Source organism: Kribbella sp. NPDC003505 (assembly GCF_040610875.1).
Classification (GTDB): domain Bacteria; phylum Actinomycetota; class Actinomycetes; order Propionibacteriales; family Kribbellaceae; genus Kribbella.
The window spans coordinates 551,237-569,250 of sequence record NZ_JBEXNA010000004.1; the positions used below are offsets into that span (position 1 = coordinate 551,237).

Sequence of the window (18,014 nt, forward strand, 5' to 3'; positions counted from 1 at the left end):
CCGTGCGCCGACAGTTCAGGAACCCCATCCGGCCGACCGTGTCACCGTGCGGTGCTCGGCGGCCGGCGGTTGGACCGGGCGGCCCTCGGACTCCGTGGACAGCACGATGTGGGTGTTCATCTCGCCGTGCTCGCCGAGTCGTTCGAAGAGCCCTTCGAGGTGGTCCATCGAGGTCACGCGGACGCGCAGCATCGAGCACGAGTTGCCGCTCAGCTTGTGGATCTCGAGCACTTCGGGGAAGTCCTCGGCCCGGGTGGTCTTGAGTAGGCAGCGGCCCGTCGTGCACCGCATCTGGACGAACGCCGACAGCGGCTGCCCCGCCCTGGCCGGGTCCACGTCGGCCCGGTAGCCAGTGATCACGCCGGCCTCCTCCAGCCGCCGGACCCGGTCGGCGACCGCGGGCGGCGACAGGTTGACCCGCTTCCCGAGCTGGTTGAACGACAGCCGCCCGTCGGACTGCAGCTCCGCCAGGATCTGCCAGTCCGTGGAGTCCAGTTCGCGCTCCTGAAAGGTCATCACCTCAGAACACCTTCGATGTCGGCCCTCCGCAAGGCCGAACGCCTTACATCGTGTCTTCAGCCGGGCCAGTCGCCTTCCTACCGTGGTGGCCATGCTGCTTCCCGTCGTTCTCGCCGCCGCGCTGATGAACGCGGCGATGGTCGCCGCGAGCGCGGTGAGCACCATCCTGACTGCCGACGAGCTCGGCTCCAGCCTGGCCGGTGTCCCGAACACGGCCGGCGTACTGGGCACCGCGGCCGGAGCGATCGCCGTCGGCCGGTGGACCACTCGCCTCGGCCGCGCCCACGCCCTTCGCCTCGGGTACGGCGTGGGTGTCGCCGGCGCGGCGCTGACCGTCGTGGCCGCGGTGGGCGCGCCGGTCGGGCTGCTGGTCGCCGGCATGTTCCTGCTCGGCGCCGGGAATGCGGCGAGCCTGCTGTCCAGGTACGCGGCAGGCGAGGCAGTACCCGAAGCGCGCCGGGCGTCGGCGATGAGTGCCGTCGTGTGGGCCAGTACGGCGGGCGCCGCGGGCGGGCCGTTCCTGATGGCGCCGTCCCAGTCCTTCGCTTCGTGGCTGGGGCTGCCTGCGGTCGCGGGCCCGTTCATGCTCGCGGTCGCGGCCGTGTTCGGCGCGCTGGTCGCGTCGACGTACATCCGCACCGTCCACATCGCCGAGCAGCCGGCACACCCGCAGCACGAGGAGCCGGCGGGGTCCCGGCGTACGTCGGTCCTCCTGGCCGCCGGCGTGATGGTTGCCGGGCACCTGGTGATGGTCGCGCTGATGTCGGCGGTCCCTGTGCACACGCACAACCACGGCGAGGGACTTGGGCTCCTCGGCGTGATGCTGTCTGCGCACACGCTCGGCATGTTCGCCCTGTCGCCGCTGACCGGCTGGTGGATCGACCGGACCGGTCCGCGGCCCGTGATGCTGACCGGTCTCCTCCTGCTGGTCGTTGCCGCCGTCCTGACCACACAGTCCGGACCGGCCTTCACCCCGGCGCTCTTCCTGCTCGGCTACGCGTGGAATCTCTGCTACCTGGGCGGGAGCGCCCGGCTGCTCGGCACGCGGTTCGAGAGCAAGGTCGAGTCGTCCATCTGGGCGATCTCGGCGCTTGCCGCCGCCACGTCGCCGTGGCTCTACACGCTCGGCGGCTACCTGTTGTTGGCGGTGATCTCGTGCGTTCTCGCCGTACCGTTGCTGCTGCTCGTGCTGCGGCGTACCGCTCTGCGGGTCACGCAGCGATGACGGAGAGTCATCGCAACAGGCCTGTGGATATGGTCAAGTGGCCGTCCGAACGCTGGTACTCTTTTGGATGTGGCCCGGTCCATCGACCGGGCTCGTTGCTTGGCGACGGCGGCAAGTGCCGTCGCGGAGCAGACCGCATCGCCCTCCTGCCACGGAGAGACCGTGGCCGCCAAGTCCGAAGGAGGTGGAGTTCGCGCATGCGTCGTTACGAAGTCATGGTGATCCTCGACCCGGAGCTCGATGAGCGCACCGTGGAGCCGTCCATCGACCAGTACCTGAACATCGTCCGCAAGGAAGGTGGCACGGTCGAGAAGCTCGACATCTGGGGTCGTCGCAAGCTTGCCTATGACGTGAAGAAGAAGTCCGAAGGCATTTATGCCGTCGTCGACCTGACCGCCGAGCCGGCGGTTGTGAAGGAGCTCGACCGTCAGCTCACGCTGAACGAGTCGATCCTGCGCACGAAGGTCATCCGGCCGGACCAGCACTGAGCCTGGGGTCGTCAGCAGTCATCGGAACTGTCGGCTCCGGCCGATACCACTAGCTGCAGACGCAGTCACACCCGATAGCAGGAGGAACGGCAATGGCAGGCGAACCACCCATCACCCTGATCGGCAACCTGACGGGTGATCCGGAACTGCGGTTCACACCCTCGGGCGCCGCGGTGGCGAATTTCACCGTCGCGTGCACCCCGCGGACGCTGGACCGCCAATCCAACGAGTGGAAGGACGGGGAAACCCTCTTCATCTCGTGCGCGGTGTGGCGCCAGGTGGCCGAGAACGTTGCCGAGTCCCTGACCCGTGGTTCCCGGGTGGTCGTGACCGGGCGCCTGAAGGCGCGCAGCTACGACGACCGCGACGGGAACAAGCGGACCGTCTTCGAGTGTGACGTCGAGGAGATCGGCGCCAGCATGCGGTATGCGACGCTGAAGATCTCCAAGACCTCCCGCTCCGACGGCGGCGGTTTCGGTGGCGGCGGCAACCAGGGTGGCGGCGGCTACCAAGGTGGCGGCAACCAAGGCGGCGGCTACGGCGGCGGCCAGGGCGGCGGCCAGGGTGGCCAGCAGAACGACCCCTGGGCGACCCCGCAGGGCGGTGGCGGCCAGTCCGCCCCGCAGAACGACCCCTGGGCCAGCCAGGGCGGCGGCTCGATGGAGGAGCCCCCGTTCTGATCGTCCCGCAATCCAGTCAGTGACCATTCCGGCACCCGTGCCGGGCTCTGGAAATAGGAAGAGAGCACCACAATGGCCAAGATCATTCGGAAGCCGAAGAAGAAGGTCTGCGGCTTCTGCAAGGACAAGGCGACGTACGTCGATTACAAGGACACCGCGCTGCTGCGCAAGTTCATCTCGGACCGCGGCAAGATCCGCGCCCGCCGGGTGACCGGGAACTGCGTGCAGCACCAGCGCGACGTGGCCACCGCTATCAAGAACGCTCGTGAGGTGGCCCTGCTGCCGTACACGAGCACGGCTCGCTGAGGGAGGCGCGGACCATGAAGCTCATCCTGTCTCAGGAGGTCGAGGGCCTCGGAGCCCCCGGCGACATCGTCGAGGTCAAGGACGGCTACGGCCGTAACTACCTGGTCCCGCGCGGCCTGGCCATCGGCTGGACCCGCGGCGCCGAGAAGCAGATCCAGACGATCAAGCGGGCGCGTGACGCCCGGGCGATCCAGGGCAAGGAGCACGCGAGCGAGGTCAAGAACCAGCTCGAGCAGCTCTCCGTCACCCTGGCCGTCAAGGCCGGCGACACCGGCCGCCTGTTCGGCTCGGTGACCCCGGCCGACATCGCCGCGGCGATCAAGTCCGCCGGAGGCCCGCTGGTCGAGAAGCGCGCGATCGCGATCGCGTCGCCGATCAAGACCACCGGCAAGCACCAGGTCGCCGTCCAGCTGCACCCGGAGGTGGCCGCTACGGTCCGCCTCGAGGTCGCGGCCGGCTGATTCCGGCACCGACGCACCAAGGCCCGCGTTCCCCGTTCGGGGGACGCGGGCCTTCGTCGTTTCCGGAGAAGCAGCGCCTCAGGGCTTCTCGGGGGCCGGCCACTCCACCGGCTGCGGCTCGACCGTCTGTCCACCGCTGCTCGGCGCCTCGACCGTGGGCCAGTCGACCGGCTCCGGCTCGACGCTGTCCGCGAGCGCCCGGGACGGCGCCAACAGCATGCCGATGGCAACCAGTGCGGTCGCGATCCGCGCCGCGCGACGCGTAGGCCGGCTCATTTCGACGGGTCCAATGCGTAGAGGACGGAGTTGTACACGACGACGGCGCGCTTGCCGGCCACACCCCACGGCCGCGTGGTGCCGTCGTTCTGCGGGTAGGTGTTCCAGTTCGGCGACACGGCGGTCAGCTTGCTGCTGATCGTGCCGAAGAGCATCGACCCGCTGACCGACAGCGGCTGGAAGCCGGGCAGGATCCGGGTGTTGTTCTTGGTCAGCGTGAAGTTGACGAGGCACTCACCCCAGGCGGCGAACTTCCGGTTCGGGTCGGGCACCCAGTCCCAGCCGTCGGTGTCGCCGTTGCGGATCGACCCGCAGCTCGCGACCATCTTGCCGCTCGCCGACGAGTGCACCGACGGGATGACCTCTTCCGGGTTCTTGGCGTTGGTCCACAGGGCCTGGACGTAGTCGGGGCTGGCCGAGACCACCTGGATGATGGCGCCCGCGCCGCCCGGCGGCTGCAGCTTCACCTCCACCGTCTCCTTGTCCGGCTGGGCCCAGAAGAGCGGGCCGTAGTACTGCGCCATCAGCGTGCGGTCGCCCTCGGCGAGCAGGATGGTGGAGCTCCGCGGCTTCTCCGGAACCGTCTTGAGGACGCCGCCCGAGACCACCATCGCCCCGGACTCGTCGGACAGCATGACCAGCGGCGACTTGCCGAAGAACTGCACCTTGGCGCTGTCCGGCAGCTCGATCGTCTTCGCCTCGGCGCCGCCGCCCGCCCAGTAGTACAGGGTGGTCGGCGTGGTGAGCGCCAGCACGAGCTTGCCGTCGATCGTGGTGTAGGTCGGGCTCTCGGCGTCCTTCGGCACCTTGTCCTGCCACAGCACCTTGCCGTTGCTGTCGAACACGGCGACCTTCTGGTCGGTGGTCAGGATCGCGACCTCGGTGCCGTCGGGCTTGATCGCCGGCGTGCTGTCCTTGGCGATGTCGACCGTCCAGCCGGCGTGTGTCGAGTAGCCGAGCGGCTGGGTCCTCGGGGGGAACTCGTCGGCGTGCACGGGCGGTGCGGGCAGCTCGGGCAGCTTGGGCGACTCGGTCACCTGCGGCTTGCCGTCGCCGAGCTTGCTGAAGACCGTGATGTACAGCGTCGTACCGGCGATCAGGACGACCGCCACGGCCATCGCGACGATGATCGGCCAGATCGGCTTCTTGCCCTTGCGGGGGTCGGTCTCGATCGCCTCCACCTGGCCGTCCGGGTGGATGATCAGCGGCCAGGAGGCGCCGTCGGCCTCGACCGCGGTCGCCTTCACGGCGCGGCCGAGCTGGGCGGCCTGCTCGCTGACGAGCTGGAGCGCCGCCTGCCGCGGATCGTGGTGGTTGATCGGGTGGCTGCGACCGGCGATCTTCACCTCGGCGTTGTGGTCGTCGTACAGCCGGATCGTGACCTTCGGCCAGGACGGGATCTTCTCAGCCACGATGACCTCTCATTCCCGCCACAGATCTCCCTCGCTCCACCGGTTACGTCGTCCTCGTTCTAGCATGTCCCCCGCACGAGGCATGCCAGGGATTCCGGGCAGGCAGAAACCACGCGAGCCCGGCGGCTCGACTGACCCCGACAAGGGGGTAGAAACATCCTCGCCTGTGGATGGGTCACGAAAGTACACCCGGAAAGCGAGAGAATACTGTGGGCGACAGCCTGTGACGCACCGCGAGAGGAGGGGCCATGACGCAGAACCCGTGGACACGAGAGCAGTCTCCGGGTCCGCAGCAGCCGTCGCCGGGCCCGACTCCTCAGCCGGACATCACCCCGCGGGGGCCGTCCGCGCCCCAGCACGGGGTGCCGGCGCCCGCGGAGGACCAGCGCCTGCCCAAGTTCGCGATTCCGGCGGCCGACACGCTGTGGTGGGTGGGAGTCCACGGCGGCGCCGGCGAGACCACGATGTCGATCCTGCTCCCCGGCACCCGGGCGGCCAACCATCGCTGGCCGATCCCGCCGCCGCCGGTGCCGACACCAGTCATCCTGGTTGCCCGGACCCACGGGTCCGGCCTGCGCGCCGCGCAGCGAGCCGCGATCGAGTGGGCCTCGGGGGTCGTCCAGGGGGTCGCGGTGCTCGGCCTGGTGCTGATCGCGGACGCCCCCGGCCGGTTGCCCCGGGTGCTCGACGACTTCGCCGACATCGTCGGCGGAGGGGTTCCGAGAGTCTGGGACATCCCGTGGATCGAGGAGTGGCGCAGAGGGGAGGCTCCCACGCCTGACAACACGCCGGACGAGGTTTTCGAAGTACTTGAATCCATCTACGCACTTCGCGCGTCAAACCCAGCGGACTATCCCGCCCCGTACTGAAAGGCACCAAGACAATGATGTTGCTCCACCTGGTTACCGAGCTCCCGAACACGCTGCCGCTCGAGCCGCCGCCTTCGGAGGTCACGGACGGCCTGAACAAGGTCCTCGGCTGGGTCAAGTGGATCGCGTACCTGATCTGTGCCCTCGGCATCATCATCGCCGGCGGCATGATGGCCATCGGTCAGCGTCGCGGTGAGGGCGGCGAGCACGCTGCCCGGCTCGGCTGGGTCCTCGCGGCCTGCATCGTCATCGGTGCGGCGACCGCCCTCGTCGACGCCCTGAAGTGACGCGGGCGCGCGGAGAGTGGCTCGGAGGCTGATCGTAGGTGGGACTGTTCAGTAGGAACCCAGACTCCGGTGACGATTCCGACGGCGAAAAGACCAGCTTCCTCGAGGAGCGTGGCTTCATCGCGTCCGCGATCGTCATCGGAGCGGTGCTGATCTGCCTGGTGGTGTGGTTCCTGGCGGGAGGCCGGTCGGAGACTCCGTCGGCCGACCCGACCCAGTCACCGAGCACGCTCGCTCCTACCGGACAGCCCACCGAGGAACAGCCCACCGAGCCGCCGACCGCGTCGCCGACCGAAGTACCGAGCACCACCCGGAACACTCCGCCACCGCCCACCAGCACCACCGGCGGCTGCCACGCCAAGAACCCGAGCCAGGAGATCCCCCGGGTCGCCGCGCCGCTCTCGGTCTCGTGGCAGTTCGAGGGGAAGATGCTGATCCCCATCCAGGCGGCGAGCGGGCCGGCGACCACCAGCCCGAACGGCGTGCGCTCCTGCTTCGCGCATTCGCCGACGGGTGCGGTGCTCGCGGCGATGGTCCTGCTCGGCCAGATCCAGAACCCGGAGGTCAGCGTCGCCGCACTGCACAACCGGGTGTACCCGGGGCCGGGCCGGGACGCGGCCATCGCGCAGGCCAAGCTGACGGCCAAGACGCCGTCGACGGTCGCCGGTGACGTCCAGTTCGCCGGCTTCAAGGTGCTCGACTACCCGCAGAACGCGACCCGCGCCCTCATCCAGATCGTTGCCGATCTCAACGGCAAGGCGTACGGCGCGATGCCGATCACGATGCGCTGGTACCGCGGCGACTGGTACGTCGAGCTGCAGACCGACGGCAGCTTCAACGGCTCGGTCGAGCCGGACATCCTGACCAGTCTCAGCGGCTACGTCAGGTTCAGTGGTGCGGCATGATCACCCTCGGATGCTCGGGCTGGCCCTGGGACTGGGACGACTGCTTCAAGGACGGCCTGAAGACCGCGCTGGAATGGGCCTTCGGCAAGTTCTTCGACTTCATCTGGGAGGCGATCGCCAGGGTTGTCATCCACGCCGTCGAAGCGGTCATGAAGGCCGTCGGCCTGCTCTGGGTCTACATCCCGACCCCGAACATCGCCGAGAACACCCCGGCCGTGTGGATCCAGCAGCACACGAATTTCATCATGGTCTTCATCGCCTCGCTGGCGGTGATCGTCGGCGCGGTCCAGATGGCGATCTCACACCGTGGCGAGCCGGCCAGGGACATCCTGAAGTCGCTGGTCACCCTGGTCGTGGTGACCGGGTCGGCGACGGTGTTCGCCGGCACGCTGATCTCGGCCGCGGACGGGTTCTCGTCGTGGATCATCAACGCGGCGCTGAAGAAGGACGACCACAACTACGCGAAGAACCTGATCGACATGATGGACGAGCCGTTCGGCTGGTTGCTGGTCATCTTCGTCGGCATCCTGATGGTCATCACGGCGATCATCCAGCTGGCGCTGATGATCGTCCGGTACGGGATGCTCGTGCTGCTGGTCGGCGTGCTTCCGCTGACCGCGGCGGCGACCAACACCGAGATGGGCATGATGTGGTTCAAGCGCGCCCTGGCCTGGCTGGCCTCCTTCATAATCTATAAACCGGTGGCCGCGATCATCTATGCCACCGCGTTCAGTCTGATGGGTTCCGAAGGCGCATCGCACATCCTCAAGATCATCATGGGCGTGACGCTGATGATCGTGGCAGTCGTCGCACTGCCGGCCATTCTTCGATTCGTCTCACCGAGGACATCCTGACGTGATTCCGCTCGATGTGATCGACTGGGCGATCGACCTCATGAAGAAAGCCCTCGAGGTCGTCTTCGCCCCTGTCATGGAACTGGTGATGAAGTTCGTGTTCGAGCCAATTCTCAAAGCCATCGGCGCAGCGGTCGGAACCCTGATGAGCACGATCGCCACCTTCTGGGTCTACGTACCGACCATTGCTGTCGGCAACGATCAGGGCAGGCCGGCCAACGACACGGTGGACTGGATCTGGCAGCACACGCAGTTCATCGCGCTCTTCATCGCCGCGATCGGGCTGATCGTCGGCGCCATCCAGATGGCCTGGACGCAGCGCGGCGAGTCGGCCCGCGAGCTGCTCCGCTCGCTGATCACGCTCGCCGTCGCCGCGGCGTTCTCGATCGCCGTCGCCCAGGCGCTGATCACCGTCGGCGACATCTTCTCCAGCTGCATCATCAGCAGCGCGCTCGACTCGAAGACCGCCGGTTGGGTCGACGGCTGCCAGAACATCGGCTCCGGCGACTCGCAGGCCTTCGGCGAGAAGATGGGCGCGGTCCTGGGATTCGCCGCGATCGTCGGCATCGCCGGCTCGCCGGTGCTGATCGGGATCATGATCGCGGTCGGCATCCTGTGCGTGATCGCCAGCCTGATCCAGATCGTGCTGATGGTCGTCCGCAGCGCCATGCTGGTCCTGCTGCTCGGCGTGCTGCCGATCGCGGCCGCCGCGACGAACACCGAGATGGGCCGCAACTGGTTCAAACGCATCATCTCCTGGCTGCTCGCCTTCATCCTCTACAAGCCGGTAGCGGCCATCGTCTACGCGACGGCGATCCGGCTGGTCTCGGACAACGGCGCCCCACTGCACTACGACGCCAGCAACCCGGAAGAGATCGGCAGCATGGTGATGAACGTGGTCACCGGCCTCACGATGCTGGTGCTCGCGCTGTTCGCGATGCCGGCGCTGATGCGGTTCATCGTGCCGATGGTCGGGGCGACCGCGGGGTCGGCCGGCGCCGGCATGATCGCGGCCAAGATGGTCGGTGCCGACAAGGTCGGCGACATGGTGAGCAAGGGGGCCGACCAAGGTGCCGACGGCGGTGGCGGTGGCGGTGACGGCCCGAGCGGTGCGCAGAACGTCGGACGGGCGTCACAGCAGGCCCCGAGCGGCGGCGGTGGCGGCGGAGGCGGCGGTGCCCAAGGCGCGGCGGCCGGCGGCGAGGGCGGTGCTGCAGGTGCCGCCGGTGGAGCCGGCGGCGGAGCGGCCGGTGGCGCGGCAGCCGGTGGTGGCGGCGCGGCGGCCGGCGGTGGAGCTGCGGCTGCCGGTGGTGGAGCGGCGGCTGCTGCCGGACCGGCTGCGGTCGCGGTCGTCGCGGTCAAGGCCGGCGTCGACGCGACCAAGGCGGTCGCCCAGACGGCCGCGTCCGAGACGATGGGCAACGACGAGATGGACCAGGGCTCCCAAGGCTCCCAGGGCGGGGGCGGCGGCGGTGGTGACGGCGGCGGTCCCACCGGCAGCGGCCGGGGCGGCGACCTGAGCCGCGAGCGCGACCGCGCACCGCGCGACTATCGCGACGACGACCGCAACAACTACCAACCACCACCGGACGGACCAAGTGGCAGCAGCTGAGAACGTACGACGCGCTCCTCGCACCTACGGCAACTGGCGCAAGCCCGCCTCGGCGGGTATCGCCGGCCTGGGCATGCTCGGCACCGGCATCATGATGGGCGGCTTGCTGCTCGTCGTGATCGCCACGATGGCGGGCGGCCTCAAGGCCGCCCTCATCAGCTTGCTGATCGTGGGTGCGGCGCTCGGCCTGCTGGTCACGAAGGACAAGCACGGGTACTCCACGCTGCAACGGCTCTCGACGCACATTGGATGGCAACGAGCAAAGATGGCTAAGCACAACATTTACCGCTCCGGACCGCTCGGCCGGACTGCCTGGGGCAAGTTCCAGCTCCCCGGGCTGGCCGCCGCCTCCCAGTTGAGCGAGTACCAGGATTCGTACGGACGTCCGTTCGCCCTGCTCTACTACCCGAGCACCCGGCATTTCACGGTCGTCATCAACGCCGAGCCCGACGGCGCGTCCCTCGTCGACGAGGAGCAGGTCGACGTCTGGGTGGCGCACTGGGGCCAGTGGCTGGCCTCCCTCGGCCACGAGCCGGGCATCGTCGCCGCGTCGGTGACGGTGGAGAGCGCGCCCGACACCGGCATCCGGCTGCGCCGCGAGGTCGGCAACAACATGGTGGACGGCACCCCGGCGATCGCCCGGGCCATGCTGACCGAGGTCGTCCAGACCTACCCGGAGGGCTCGGCGCTGGTCTCGGCCCGCGTCGCGCTGACCTTCAAGGGCACCGACCGGAGCGGCAAGCGGCGCAAGGAAGACGACATGGGCCGCGAGCTCGCGGCCCGGCTGCCCGCGCTGACCCAGAGCCTGAACGCGACCGGTGCGGGCGCTGCCCGGCCGGTCAGCGCCCAGGAGCTGTGCGAGGCGATCCGGATCGCCTACGACCCGGCGTCCGCCGCCCTGATCGACGAGGCGCGTGCCCAGGGCATGCCGCCGGAGCTGCAGTGGACCGACGTCGGCCCGGCCGCCACCCAGTCGTACTGGGACAAGTACCGGCACGACTCGGCCTGGTCCGTGACCTGGCAGATGTCGCAGGCTCCGCGCGGCGAGGTGTTCTCGTCGGTGCTGTCGCAGCTGGTCGCGCCGCACCCCGACATCGACCGCAAGCGCGTGACGATGCTCTACCGCCCGCTCGACGCCGGTACGGCGGCCCGGATGGTGGAGGCCGACAAGCGCAACGCGTCGTTCCGCGCCACGGCCTCGGCCCGTCCGTCCGCACGCAACCTGGCCGAGGCGCGGGCCGCCGAACGGTCCGCGCAGGAAGAGGCGCGGGGCGCCGGCCTGGTCAACTTCGGCATGGCCGTCACCGGCACCGTGATGACCGCCGAGCAGATCCCGGACATGATCGCCGCGATCGACAACCTCGGCGCCACCGCGCGCGTTCTGCTCCGGCCGGTGTACGGCTCGCAGGACTCCGCGTTCGTCGCCGCGCTGCCGCTCGGCATCGTCGTCCAGAACCACCTCGCGGTACCGGCGGGGCTGCGGGAATCCCTATGATGAGACTTCGCACAGTGACACCTGGGGGGTCACAGTGAGCAAGAAGCAGAAGAAGCCGGTCGACCCGAGCCGCCGCGGGCGGCGGCCGATGCCCCGTGGCTGGCCCGGTATGGGGGCCGGCTACTCGACCTACCTGCAGGCCCCGCAGGAATGGCGCGGTACGACGGTCCAGGTCTGCGGGATGTGGCCGTTCTCGGCCGGCACCGGCAGCCCGATGGTCGGCGTACCGATCGGCCGGAACATCCTCTCCGGCGCGACCATGTGCTGCGACCCGATCAGCTGGTTCATGCGGGCCAAGCTGATCTCGAACCCGTCGATGTTCGTCCTCGGCAAGCCGGGTCTGGGCAAGTCGACGATCACCCGGCGGATGGCGCTCGGCATGGCCGGGTACGGCGTGATGCCGCTGGTCCTCGGCGACCTGAAGCCCGACTACAAGGACCTGATCGAGGCCCTCGGCGGCCAGGTCATCCAGCTCGGCCGCGGCCGCGGGCACCTGAACGTGCTCGACCCGGGCGAGTCCCGGGAGGCCGCGCTCCGGCTCACCGGCAAGGCCCGGGAGGCGATCCAGGCCGACGCGCACGGCCGCCGGCAGACGATGGTCTCGGCGCTGATCGCGATCATGCGCAACCAGAACCCGAACGACCGCGAGGAGACCATCCTCGACGAGGCGCTCAAGGTGCTCGACGAGCGGTTCCAGGGCACCCCCGTGCTCAAGGACCTGCTGCAGGTCATCCAGGACGCCCCGGACCGGGTCCGCAACGTCGCCCTGGACCGCGGCAGCCTGGACCGGTACCGGCAGATCACCGAGGGCCTGGAGGCGTCGCTGATCGGTCTGGTCGGCGGTGGCCGGCTGGGTGAGATCTTCTCCGCGCCGACCGACAACCCGATGCAGATGGACCGTCCGGTGGTGTTCGACGTGTCCAACGTCGACGACTCCGAGACCAGCCTGCAGGCCGCCGTACTGCTGGCCTGCTGGTCGTACGGGTTCGGCGCGGTCGCGGTGTCGCAGGCGCTGGCCGACGCCGGCCTGGAGCCGCGGCGGCACTACTTCGTCATCCTCGACGAGCTGTGGCGGGTGCTGCGGGCCGGCAGCGGCCTGGTCGACCGGGTCGACGCGCTGACTCGGCTGAACCGGCAGCGCGGTGTCGGCATGGCGATGATCTCGCACACCATGTCCGACCTGCTGGCGCTGCCGAACCCCGAGGACCGGATGAAGGCGAAGGGTTTCGTCGAACGTTCCGGCATGGTCATCTGCGGCGGCCTGCCGCGCGCCGAGATGGAGAACCTGACCGAGGTCGTGTCGATGTCCATGGAGGAGCAGAACATGCTCGTCGGCTGGCAGGACCCGCCCGCGTGGGACCCGTCCACCGGCAAGGAGGCCGCACCGCCCGGCCGAGGCAACTTCCTGATCAAGGTCGGTGGCCGGCCCGGGATCCCGGTGCACGTCGGGCTCACCTCCGTCGAGCGCGAGATCAACGACACCAACAAGCTGTGGACGACCGGCAACGACGGTAAGCCGCAGAAGGTGGAGGTCGCAGCGGACGGCACCCAGGAGGTCGTCGGCGAGTACAGCCTGGACGACCCGATGCTGCTGCCGCCGCCCGACCCGACCACCCGCGTGGGGAGCTGACGAGTCATGGCGCAGGGCAGGAAGAGCACCGGTCCGGGTGGCATCTCACCCGAGGCCGTCTTCATCTTCGTGATCATCGGCGTGGTCGCGCTGGTGGTCTTCTCGATGTGGATCGCGCTCAAGGTCGCGTCCGCGATCAACGGCTCGCGGACGCCGGGGAACCCGTTCGACGCGATCGTCGACCTGTCGAAGGGCAACCTGGAGTGGTCCGGCGCGGCCACCGGCATCCTGGTCGTCGAGGTCGTGGTGCTGCTCGGCCTGGCCGCCGGCGGCTGGATGGTCTTCCGCAACCGGGAGCGTTCGATCGGCCGGGTGGACCGCCAGGCGCAGCTGATGTCGAAGCGCTCGGAGATCTACAAGCTCACCCGCGAAGGCGCCCAGGAGAAGGCGAACCAGCTCGGCGCCGGGCACGCGGGCCCCGGGATCCTGATCGGCCGGACGGTCCGGGACAACCTGGAGGTGTTCGGCAACTGGGAAGACATGCACGTCGACATCTGGGGTCCCCGAACCGGTAAGACCACGTCGCGCGCGGTGCCGGCGATCCTGGACGCGCCCGGCTGCGTCGTCGCCACCTCCAACAAGCGGGACATCGTCGACGCGACCCGCGGGCCGCGCTCGGAGAAGGGCCCGCTGTGGGTGTTCGACCCGCAGGAGGTCTGCGAGGAGCCGCCGAACTGGTGGTGGAACCCGCTGACCTACATCACCGACGAGACCAAGGCGCGTGAGCTCGCCGAGCACTTCGTCGCCTCGCAGCGCCAGCAGGGCGCGCAGACCGACGCCTTCTTCGACGCCGCCGGCACCGACCTGCTGGCCGGTCTGCTGCTCGCGGCCGCGGTCGCCAAGCGGCCGATCACCCAGGTGTACACCTGGCTGGCCGACCAGCGGAACGACGAGCCCGAGCGGATCCTGCGTAACACCCCGGGTCTGCAGTTGTCCGCGGACGCCCTGTCCGGTGTCATCAACGCGCCGGACAAGCAGCGCGCGGGTGTCTACGGCACGGCCCAGCAGAGCGCCCAGTTCCTGGTGAACCGCAAGGTCACCCGCTGGGTCATCCCGAACGGCCCGAACGACAACCGCCCGCAGTTCAACCCGCACGAGTTCGTCCGCAACGGCGGCACGCTGTACAGCCTGTCCAAGGAAGGCGCCGGTACGGCGGGCCCGCTGGTCACCGCGCTGACCGTCGCCGTCGTGGAGGCCGCCGAGCAGTACGCCCGCGGCTGCCCGATGGGCCGGATGCCCAGCCCGCTGGTCGGCGTCCTCGACGAGGCCGCGAACGTGTGCCGGTGGAAGAACCTCCCCGACCTGTACTCGCACTTCGGCTCCCGCGGCATCGTGCTGATGACGATCCTGCAGTCCTGGGCGCAGGGCCAGGAGTGCTGGGGCGATCACGGCATGCAGAAGCTGTGGGGCTCGGCCAACATCCGGGTGTACGGCGGCGGCGCCGCGGACGCGACCTTCCTCGAGAATCTGAGCAAGATGATCGGCGACTACGACATCAGCTCGAGCTCGGTGTCGTACAACGAGGGCAAGCGCGGCACCAGCCAGCAGGTCCAGCGGCACAACATCATGGAGGTCTCCGACCTCGCCTCGATGCCGCCCGGCCGCGCGGTCGTGTTCCCGTCCGGGATCCCGGCCACGCTGGTGAAGACCGTCCCGTGGTTCACCCGGCCGGACGCCGGTGCGGTGAAGGCGTCGCTGGCGAAGTACGATCCCGGAGCGGCAGCGAACGTCCCGGTGAGCAACAACCCCTGGGTGGCGTCTCAGCAGGCATCTCTGCCGCAGCGCGGTCCTGAGCGGCCGGTCTGGGAGCAGAACGAAGGGGACAACCGCGGTGGATGGTGAACAGGAGCTCTTCTACCCGCACGTCGCGGCCTTCGTCGAGGACAGGCTGATCTACCTCTACACCCGCCGGCTCGGGCAGCAGTTCGTCTGGTGCCCCGAGTGGTACCGGCACGCGGAGGCGCTCAGCCGGCTCGACTCGATCTGGCGGGCCTGGGAACACCTGCGCCTGGACCCGGCGACCGGGATGTCGGTCTGGTGGCGTGACCACGCGGACCCGCACATGATGGCGCTGCTGGACCCGGACGGCCCGTTCGCCGCCTGCCGGAACAACACGCACACCGACTACCCGATCCCGCCGCTCCCGGTCCAGGAGCCGCCGGCCGGCCTGTTCTTCGACCAGCGCCAGCCGAACATTCGCGGGATTTAGGGCGATGTGGAGGTGGGGCAACCTGCTGTTGGCGTTCCTCGCCGAGCTGGTTGCCCTCGGCCTCTTCGCCTGGTGGGGCTGGGAGGCCGGCGGTACGACGCTCGTCCGCTGGCTGCTCGCGGTCGGGTCACCGCTCGTGACGGCGATCGGCTGGGGGCGCTTCGCGGCGCCGACCGCGACCCGGACGACGCCGGCTGCGCGCTGGACCGTGAAGGTCCTCGTGTTCGGCCTCGCAGGTGCCGCGCTGTGGAGCCTTGGCCACCCGCTGCTCGGCGTCGGGTTCGTCGTGGTGGTCGCGGTGAACCTGCTGATCATCCACACCCAGAAGCTGGAACCCTCGAAACCCGCCTGAGGAGCTAGATCTCGAGATCGGGCTCGCTCGCGCGGTTCGGCTTCACGACCTTGCCCTGCTGGTTGCGGACCTTGCCGCGGCCGCGCACGTGGCGGCGGGCCTGGGGGAGCCGCGCCTCGGGTGCGTCCTCCGGCGGCTTGCGGACGGCCTCGCTCGCGCTGGGCTGCGCTTCGCGGCGACGCTCGCGCGCGGAGGCGTCGTACGCGTCGGCGATGCCGTCGTCGCGGACGGCCTTGCGTTCCTCGATGGTCGCCGCGTTCTGGTACCGGCGTCCTTGCGCGCTGAGCTCCGCGGACCCGATCTCGCCGCGCTGGACGGCGGCCTCGTCCAGCAGGTGCCGGCCGTGTGCCCGGTCGCTGAGGCCACGCTGTACGTCGTTCGCGGCGTACTGCTGGTACCGGTCGCGGGCGTCCTCGTCGGCGTAGGCGAGCTGGAAGGCCCGGGCGGCCTCCTCGTCGAGCAGCTCGTCGCGGTCGCGCCGCTCCTCCAGCGTCCGCTCGTCGGCGGCCGCGCGCTCCTCGAGCCGCTCGGCGCGCGCTTCCGCGTCCTCCTGGTCGCGACGCTCGCGGAGGTCCTCCTCGTCCTCGCGCGCGGCTTCCTCCTCGGCGAGGTCGTGGGTCGGCTGCCTGCCGGCCTCGGTGCGGGCCTGGGCGGCACGCCGCTCACGCGCGGCCTCGGTGTCGTCGTCGCCCTGCACCCGCTGATCGGGTTCGAGCTCGACGGACTGGTCGTCGTCAGTGTCTGGCATGCCGGTCCTTTCCTCCGCTTCCACGATGCCGCACCGCAGGGTCAGCGAGTAGCTCCGGTGACCAGCCAGGCGTCGCGCCGCTCGCGCAGGGTCAGGGTGAGGAACCGCAGCAGCATGTACCCGCCGAACGCCCACCACAGCGCGACGATCCCGCCGTCCAGCCAGAGCACCGCGAGCGCGAGCGGGACGTACAGCGCGAGCGCGACGATCCCGGCCAGCGCGAGATAACGGCCGTCGCCGGCGCCGATCAGGACGCCGTCCAGGACGAACACGACGCCGTTGATCGGCTGCCACACCGCGGAGACGATCAGGACGGCGGCGAGCGTACGGCGTACGTCGGGGTCGCTGGTGAACCACGGGACGTAGACATCGCGCAGCCCCCACAGCGCGAGGCCGCCGACCAGCCCTGAGAACAGGCCCCACCACATCATCCGGCGTGTGATCGCGCGGGTCCCCGCCACGTCACCGGCGCCGAGCGCGCGGCCGGTGAGCGCCTGCGCGGCGATCGCGATCGCGTCCAGGGCGAGCGCGAGGAACGACCACAGCGTGAACGCGACCTGGTGGGCCGCGACGGACGTCGTCCCGAGGGCCGTGGCGACGAACGTGAGCAGGATGATCGCCGCCCGGAGCGTCAACCTGCGGACGATGAGCGGTACACCCATCTGCGCGGAGGCCAGGATGCCAGGACGGTCCGGGCGGAGCTTGGCGCCGTCGCGGCGCGCGCCGCGAACCACGACCACGACCAGTGCCACTCCGGCTCCGGTCTGTGCGAGCGCCGTACCGAGGGCGGAGCCGGCGATGTCCAGCCGCAGGCCGTAGACGAGCAGGACGTTCAGCCCGATGTTGGCGAGGTTGGCGGTGATCGCGACGACCATCGGCGTCTTGGTGTCCTGCAGCCCGCGCAGGACGCCGGTGGCGGCGAGCAGGAGCAGCATCGAGGGGATGCCGAAGCAGGAGATCCGCAGGTACGTGACGGCGTGGTCGGCCACTTCAGGCGACGGGTCGAAGGCGCCGACCGCCTGCGGGGCCAGCGCCAGCCCGAGGAGGGCGAGGACGACGCCGAGCAGCAAGGCCAGCCAGAGCCCGTCGATGCCTTGGGCAAGTGCGCCCTTGTGGTCGCCGGCCCCGATCCGCCGGGCGACGGCGGACGTGGTGCCGTAGGCAAGGAACACGCAGATTCCGACGAGCGTCTGCAGGATCGTGCCCGCGACCCCCAGTGCGGCCAGCTGCGGCGTGCCGAGATGGCCGACGATCGCGGAGTCCGCGAGCAGCATCAGCGGCTCCGAGACGAGCGCGAAGAACGCCGGGACGGCCAGCCGGAGGATCTCCCGGTCCTGTGCCCCCACCCATCGTCGACGTCTCACCGCAGCGAGAGTACCCAGGCGTGCCGGGGGTTGTGGAAATTCGTCTCAGACTTTTTCTCCTCCACAGTTGTGCACTGGTGAAACCGCAGGTCAGGCGCTGCTTGTGAGTTCCTGTCCGCAGATATCCACAGGGTTGTGCCCAACCTGTGCACAGCATCTAGCCGGGTTATCCACGATTCGTCCACAGGGGGTGTGGACGACCGAGTGGCCATCGGCGACACGACCGGCGTACGGTCGCGAGGCCGCTGTCAGGAGGAGCTCCGGAAACTGTCGGTGGGCCGTGGCTATGGTTCGATCAGGTGTTCGAACCCGGCCCGGTGGC

At 69.5% G+C, this 18,014-nt stretch carries 20 protein-coding genes; 15 read left to right on the plus strand and 5 right to left on the minus strand.

Annotation, left to right across the window (positions count from 1 at the left end; all coding sequences use genetic code 11):
- Positions 1-15: 15 nt before the first annotated feature.
- Positions 16-516: an Lrp/AsnC family transcriptional regulator gene (locus tag ABZX12_RS16435; RefSeq protein WP_355693852.1), complete on the minus strand. Its 501-nt coding sequence runs from the start codon at positions 514-516 to the stop codon at positions 16-18.
- Positions 517-610: 94 nt separating this feature from the next.
- Here ABZX12_RS16435 and ABZX12_RS16440 point away from each other — a divergent pair, with 94 nt between their 5' ends.
- From ABZX12_RS16440 to rplI, 5 genes are all read left to right on the plus strand, one after another.
- The gene (locus ABZX12_RS16440) at positions 611-1,744 is read left to right on the plus strand and encodes an MFS transporter (RefSeq protein ID WP_355693854.1); all 1,134 of its coding nucleotides are present in this window, start codon (positions 611-613) and stop codon (positions 1,742-1,744) included.
- Positions 1,745-1,941: 197 nt separating this feature from the next.
- Positions 1,942-2,232 (plus strand): 30S ribosomal protein S6, encoded by a 291-nt coding sequence (gene rpsF, locus ABZX12_RS16445; protein WP_130386399.1) that lies wholly within the window; start codon positions 1,942-1,944, stop codon positions 2,230-2,232.
- 92 nt (positions 2,233-2,324) lie between these two features.
- Positions 2,325-2,912, plus strand: coding sequence for a single-stranded DNA-binding protein (locus ABZX12_RS16450; RefSeq protein WP_355693855.1), 588 nt, complete (start codon positions 2,325-2,327; stop codon positions 2,910-2,912).
- Positions 2,913-2,984: 72 nt separating this feature from the next.
- On the plus strand, positions 2,985-3,218 hold the full coding sequence (rpsR, locus tag ABZX12_RS16455; protein ID WP_012924539.1) for a 30S ribosomal protein S18: 234 nt from the start codon (positions 2,985-2,987) through the stop codon (positions 3,216-3,218).
- Positions 3,219-3,232: 14 nt separating this feature from the next.
- On the plus strand, positions 3,233-3,679 hold the full coding sequence (gene rplI, locus ABZX12_RS16460; protein ID WP_355475787.1) for a 50S ribosomal protein L9: 447 nt from the start codon (positions 3,233-3,235) through the stop codon (positions 3,677-3,679).
- Between the two features lie 78 nt (positions 3,680-3,757).
- On the opposite strand, the gene ABZX12_RS16465 is transcribed toward rplI, so the two are convergent.
- Positions 3,758-3,955, minus strand: coding sequence for a hypothetical protein (locus ABZX12_RS16465; protein ID WP_355693857.1), 198 nt, complete (start codon positions 3,953-3,955; stop codon positions 3,758-3,760).
- Positions 3,952-5,367, minus strand: coding sequence for a hypothetical protein (locus ABZX12_RS16470; RefSeq protein WP_355693859.1), 1,416 nt, complete (start codon positions 5,365-5,367; stop codon positions 3,952-3,954). The genes ABZX12_RS16465 and ABZX12_RS16470 overlap by 4 nt, the downstream gene beginning before the upstream one ends.
- Before the next feature lie 248 nt (positions 5,368-5,615).
- Between ABZX12_RS16470 and ABZX12_RS16475 the strand changes: the two genes are divergently transcribed.
- The 10 genes from ABZX12_RS16475 to ABZX12_RS16520 are packed head-to-tail and all read left to right on the plus strand — an operon-like array spanning position 5,616 to position 15,580.
- On the plus strand, positions 5,616-6,236 hold the full coding sequence (locus ABZX12_RS16475) for a DUF6668 family protein (RefSeq protein ID WP_355693861.1): 621 nt from the start codon (positions 5,616-5,618) through the stop codon (positions 6,234-6,236).
- A gap of 17 nt (positions 6,237-6,253) precedes the next feature.
- Positions 6,254-6,523, plus strand: coding sequence for a TrbC/VirB2 family protein (locus tag ABZX12_RS16480; RefSeq protein WP_355693863.1), 270 nt, complete (start codon positions 6,254-6,256; stop codon positions 6,521-6,523).
- A gap of 38 nt (positions 6,524-6,561) precedes the next feature.
- The gene (locus ABZX12_RS16485) at positions 6,562-7,428 is read left to right on the plus strand and encodes a hypothetical protein (protein WP_355693865.1); all 867 of its coding nucleotides are present in this window, start codon (positions 6,562-6,564) and stop codon (positions 7,426-7,428) included.
- The gene (locus ABZX12_RS16490; protein ID WP_355693867.1) at positions 7,425-8,282 is read left to right on the plus strand and encodes a hypothetical protein; all 858 of its coding nucleotides are present in this window, start codon (positions 7,425-7,427) and stop codon (positions 8,280-8,282) included. Before ABZX12_RS16485 ends, ABZX12_RS16490 begins: the two co-directional genes overlap by 4 nt.
- 1 nt (position 8,283) lies before the next feature.
- Positions 8,284-9,894: a type IV secretion system protein gene (locus ABZX12_RS16495; RefSeq protein ID WP_355693869.1), complete on the plus strand. Its 1,611-nt coding sequence runs from the start codon at positions 8,284-8,286 to the stop codon at positions 9,892-9,894.
- A complete protein-coding gene (locus tag ABZX12_RS16500; protein WP_355693870.1) occupies positions 9,881-11,389 on the plus strand; it encodes an SCO6880 family protein in 1,509 nt (502 codons plus the stop codon). The genes ABZX12_RS16495 and ABZX12_RS16500 overlap by 14 nt, the downstream gene beginning before the upstream one ends.
- A gap of 34 nt (positions 11,390-11,423) precedes the next feature.
- The gene (locus ABZX12_RS16505) at positions 11,424-13,019 is read left to right on the plus strand and encodes an ATP/GTP-binding protein (protein WP_355693871.1); all 1,596 of its coding nucleotides are present in this window, start codon (positions 11,424-11,426) and stop codon (positions 13,017-13,019) included.
- A 6-nt stretch (positions 13,020-13,025) separates the two neighbouring features.
- Entirely contained in the window at positions 13,026-14,861 is a 1,836-nt protein-coding gene (locus ABZX12_RS16510; protein ID WP_355693873.1) for a TraM recognition domain-containing protein, read from the plus strand.
- Positions 14,851-15,228, plus strand: coding sequence for a DUF4913 domain-containing protein (locus tag ABZX12_RS16515; RefSeq protein ID WP_355693875.1), 378 nt, complete (start codon positions 14,851-14,853; stop codon positions 15,226-15,228). Before ABZX12_RS16510 ends, ABZX12_RS16515 begins: the two co-directional genes overlap by 11 nt.
- Before the next feature lie 4 nt (positions 15,229-15,232).
- The gene (locus tag ABZX12_RS16520; protein WP_355693877.1) at positions 15,233-15,580 is read left to right on the plus strand and encodes a YrdB family protein; all 348 of its coding nucleotides are present in this window, start codon (positions 15,233-15,235) and stop codon (positions 15,578-15,580) included.
- A 4-nt stretch (positions 15,581-15,584) separates the two neighbouring features.
- Here the strand turns inward: ABZX12_RS16520 and ABZX12_RS16525 are convergent, their stop codons facing one another.
- Positions 15,585-16,328, minus strand: coding sequence for a hypothetical protein (locus ABZX12_RS16525; RefSeq protein WP_355693879.1), 744 nt, complete (start codon positions 16,326-16,328; stop codon positions 15,585-15,587).
- A gap of 41 nt (positions 16,329-16,369) precedes the next feature.
- Entirely contained in the window at positions 16,370-17,692 is a 1,323-nt protein-coding gene (locus tag ABZX12_RS16530; protein WP_355693880.1) for an MATE family efflux transporter, read from the minus strand.
- Between the last annotated feature and the right edge of the window lie 322 nt (positions 17,693-18,014).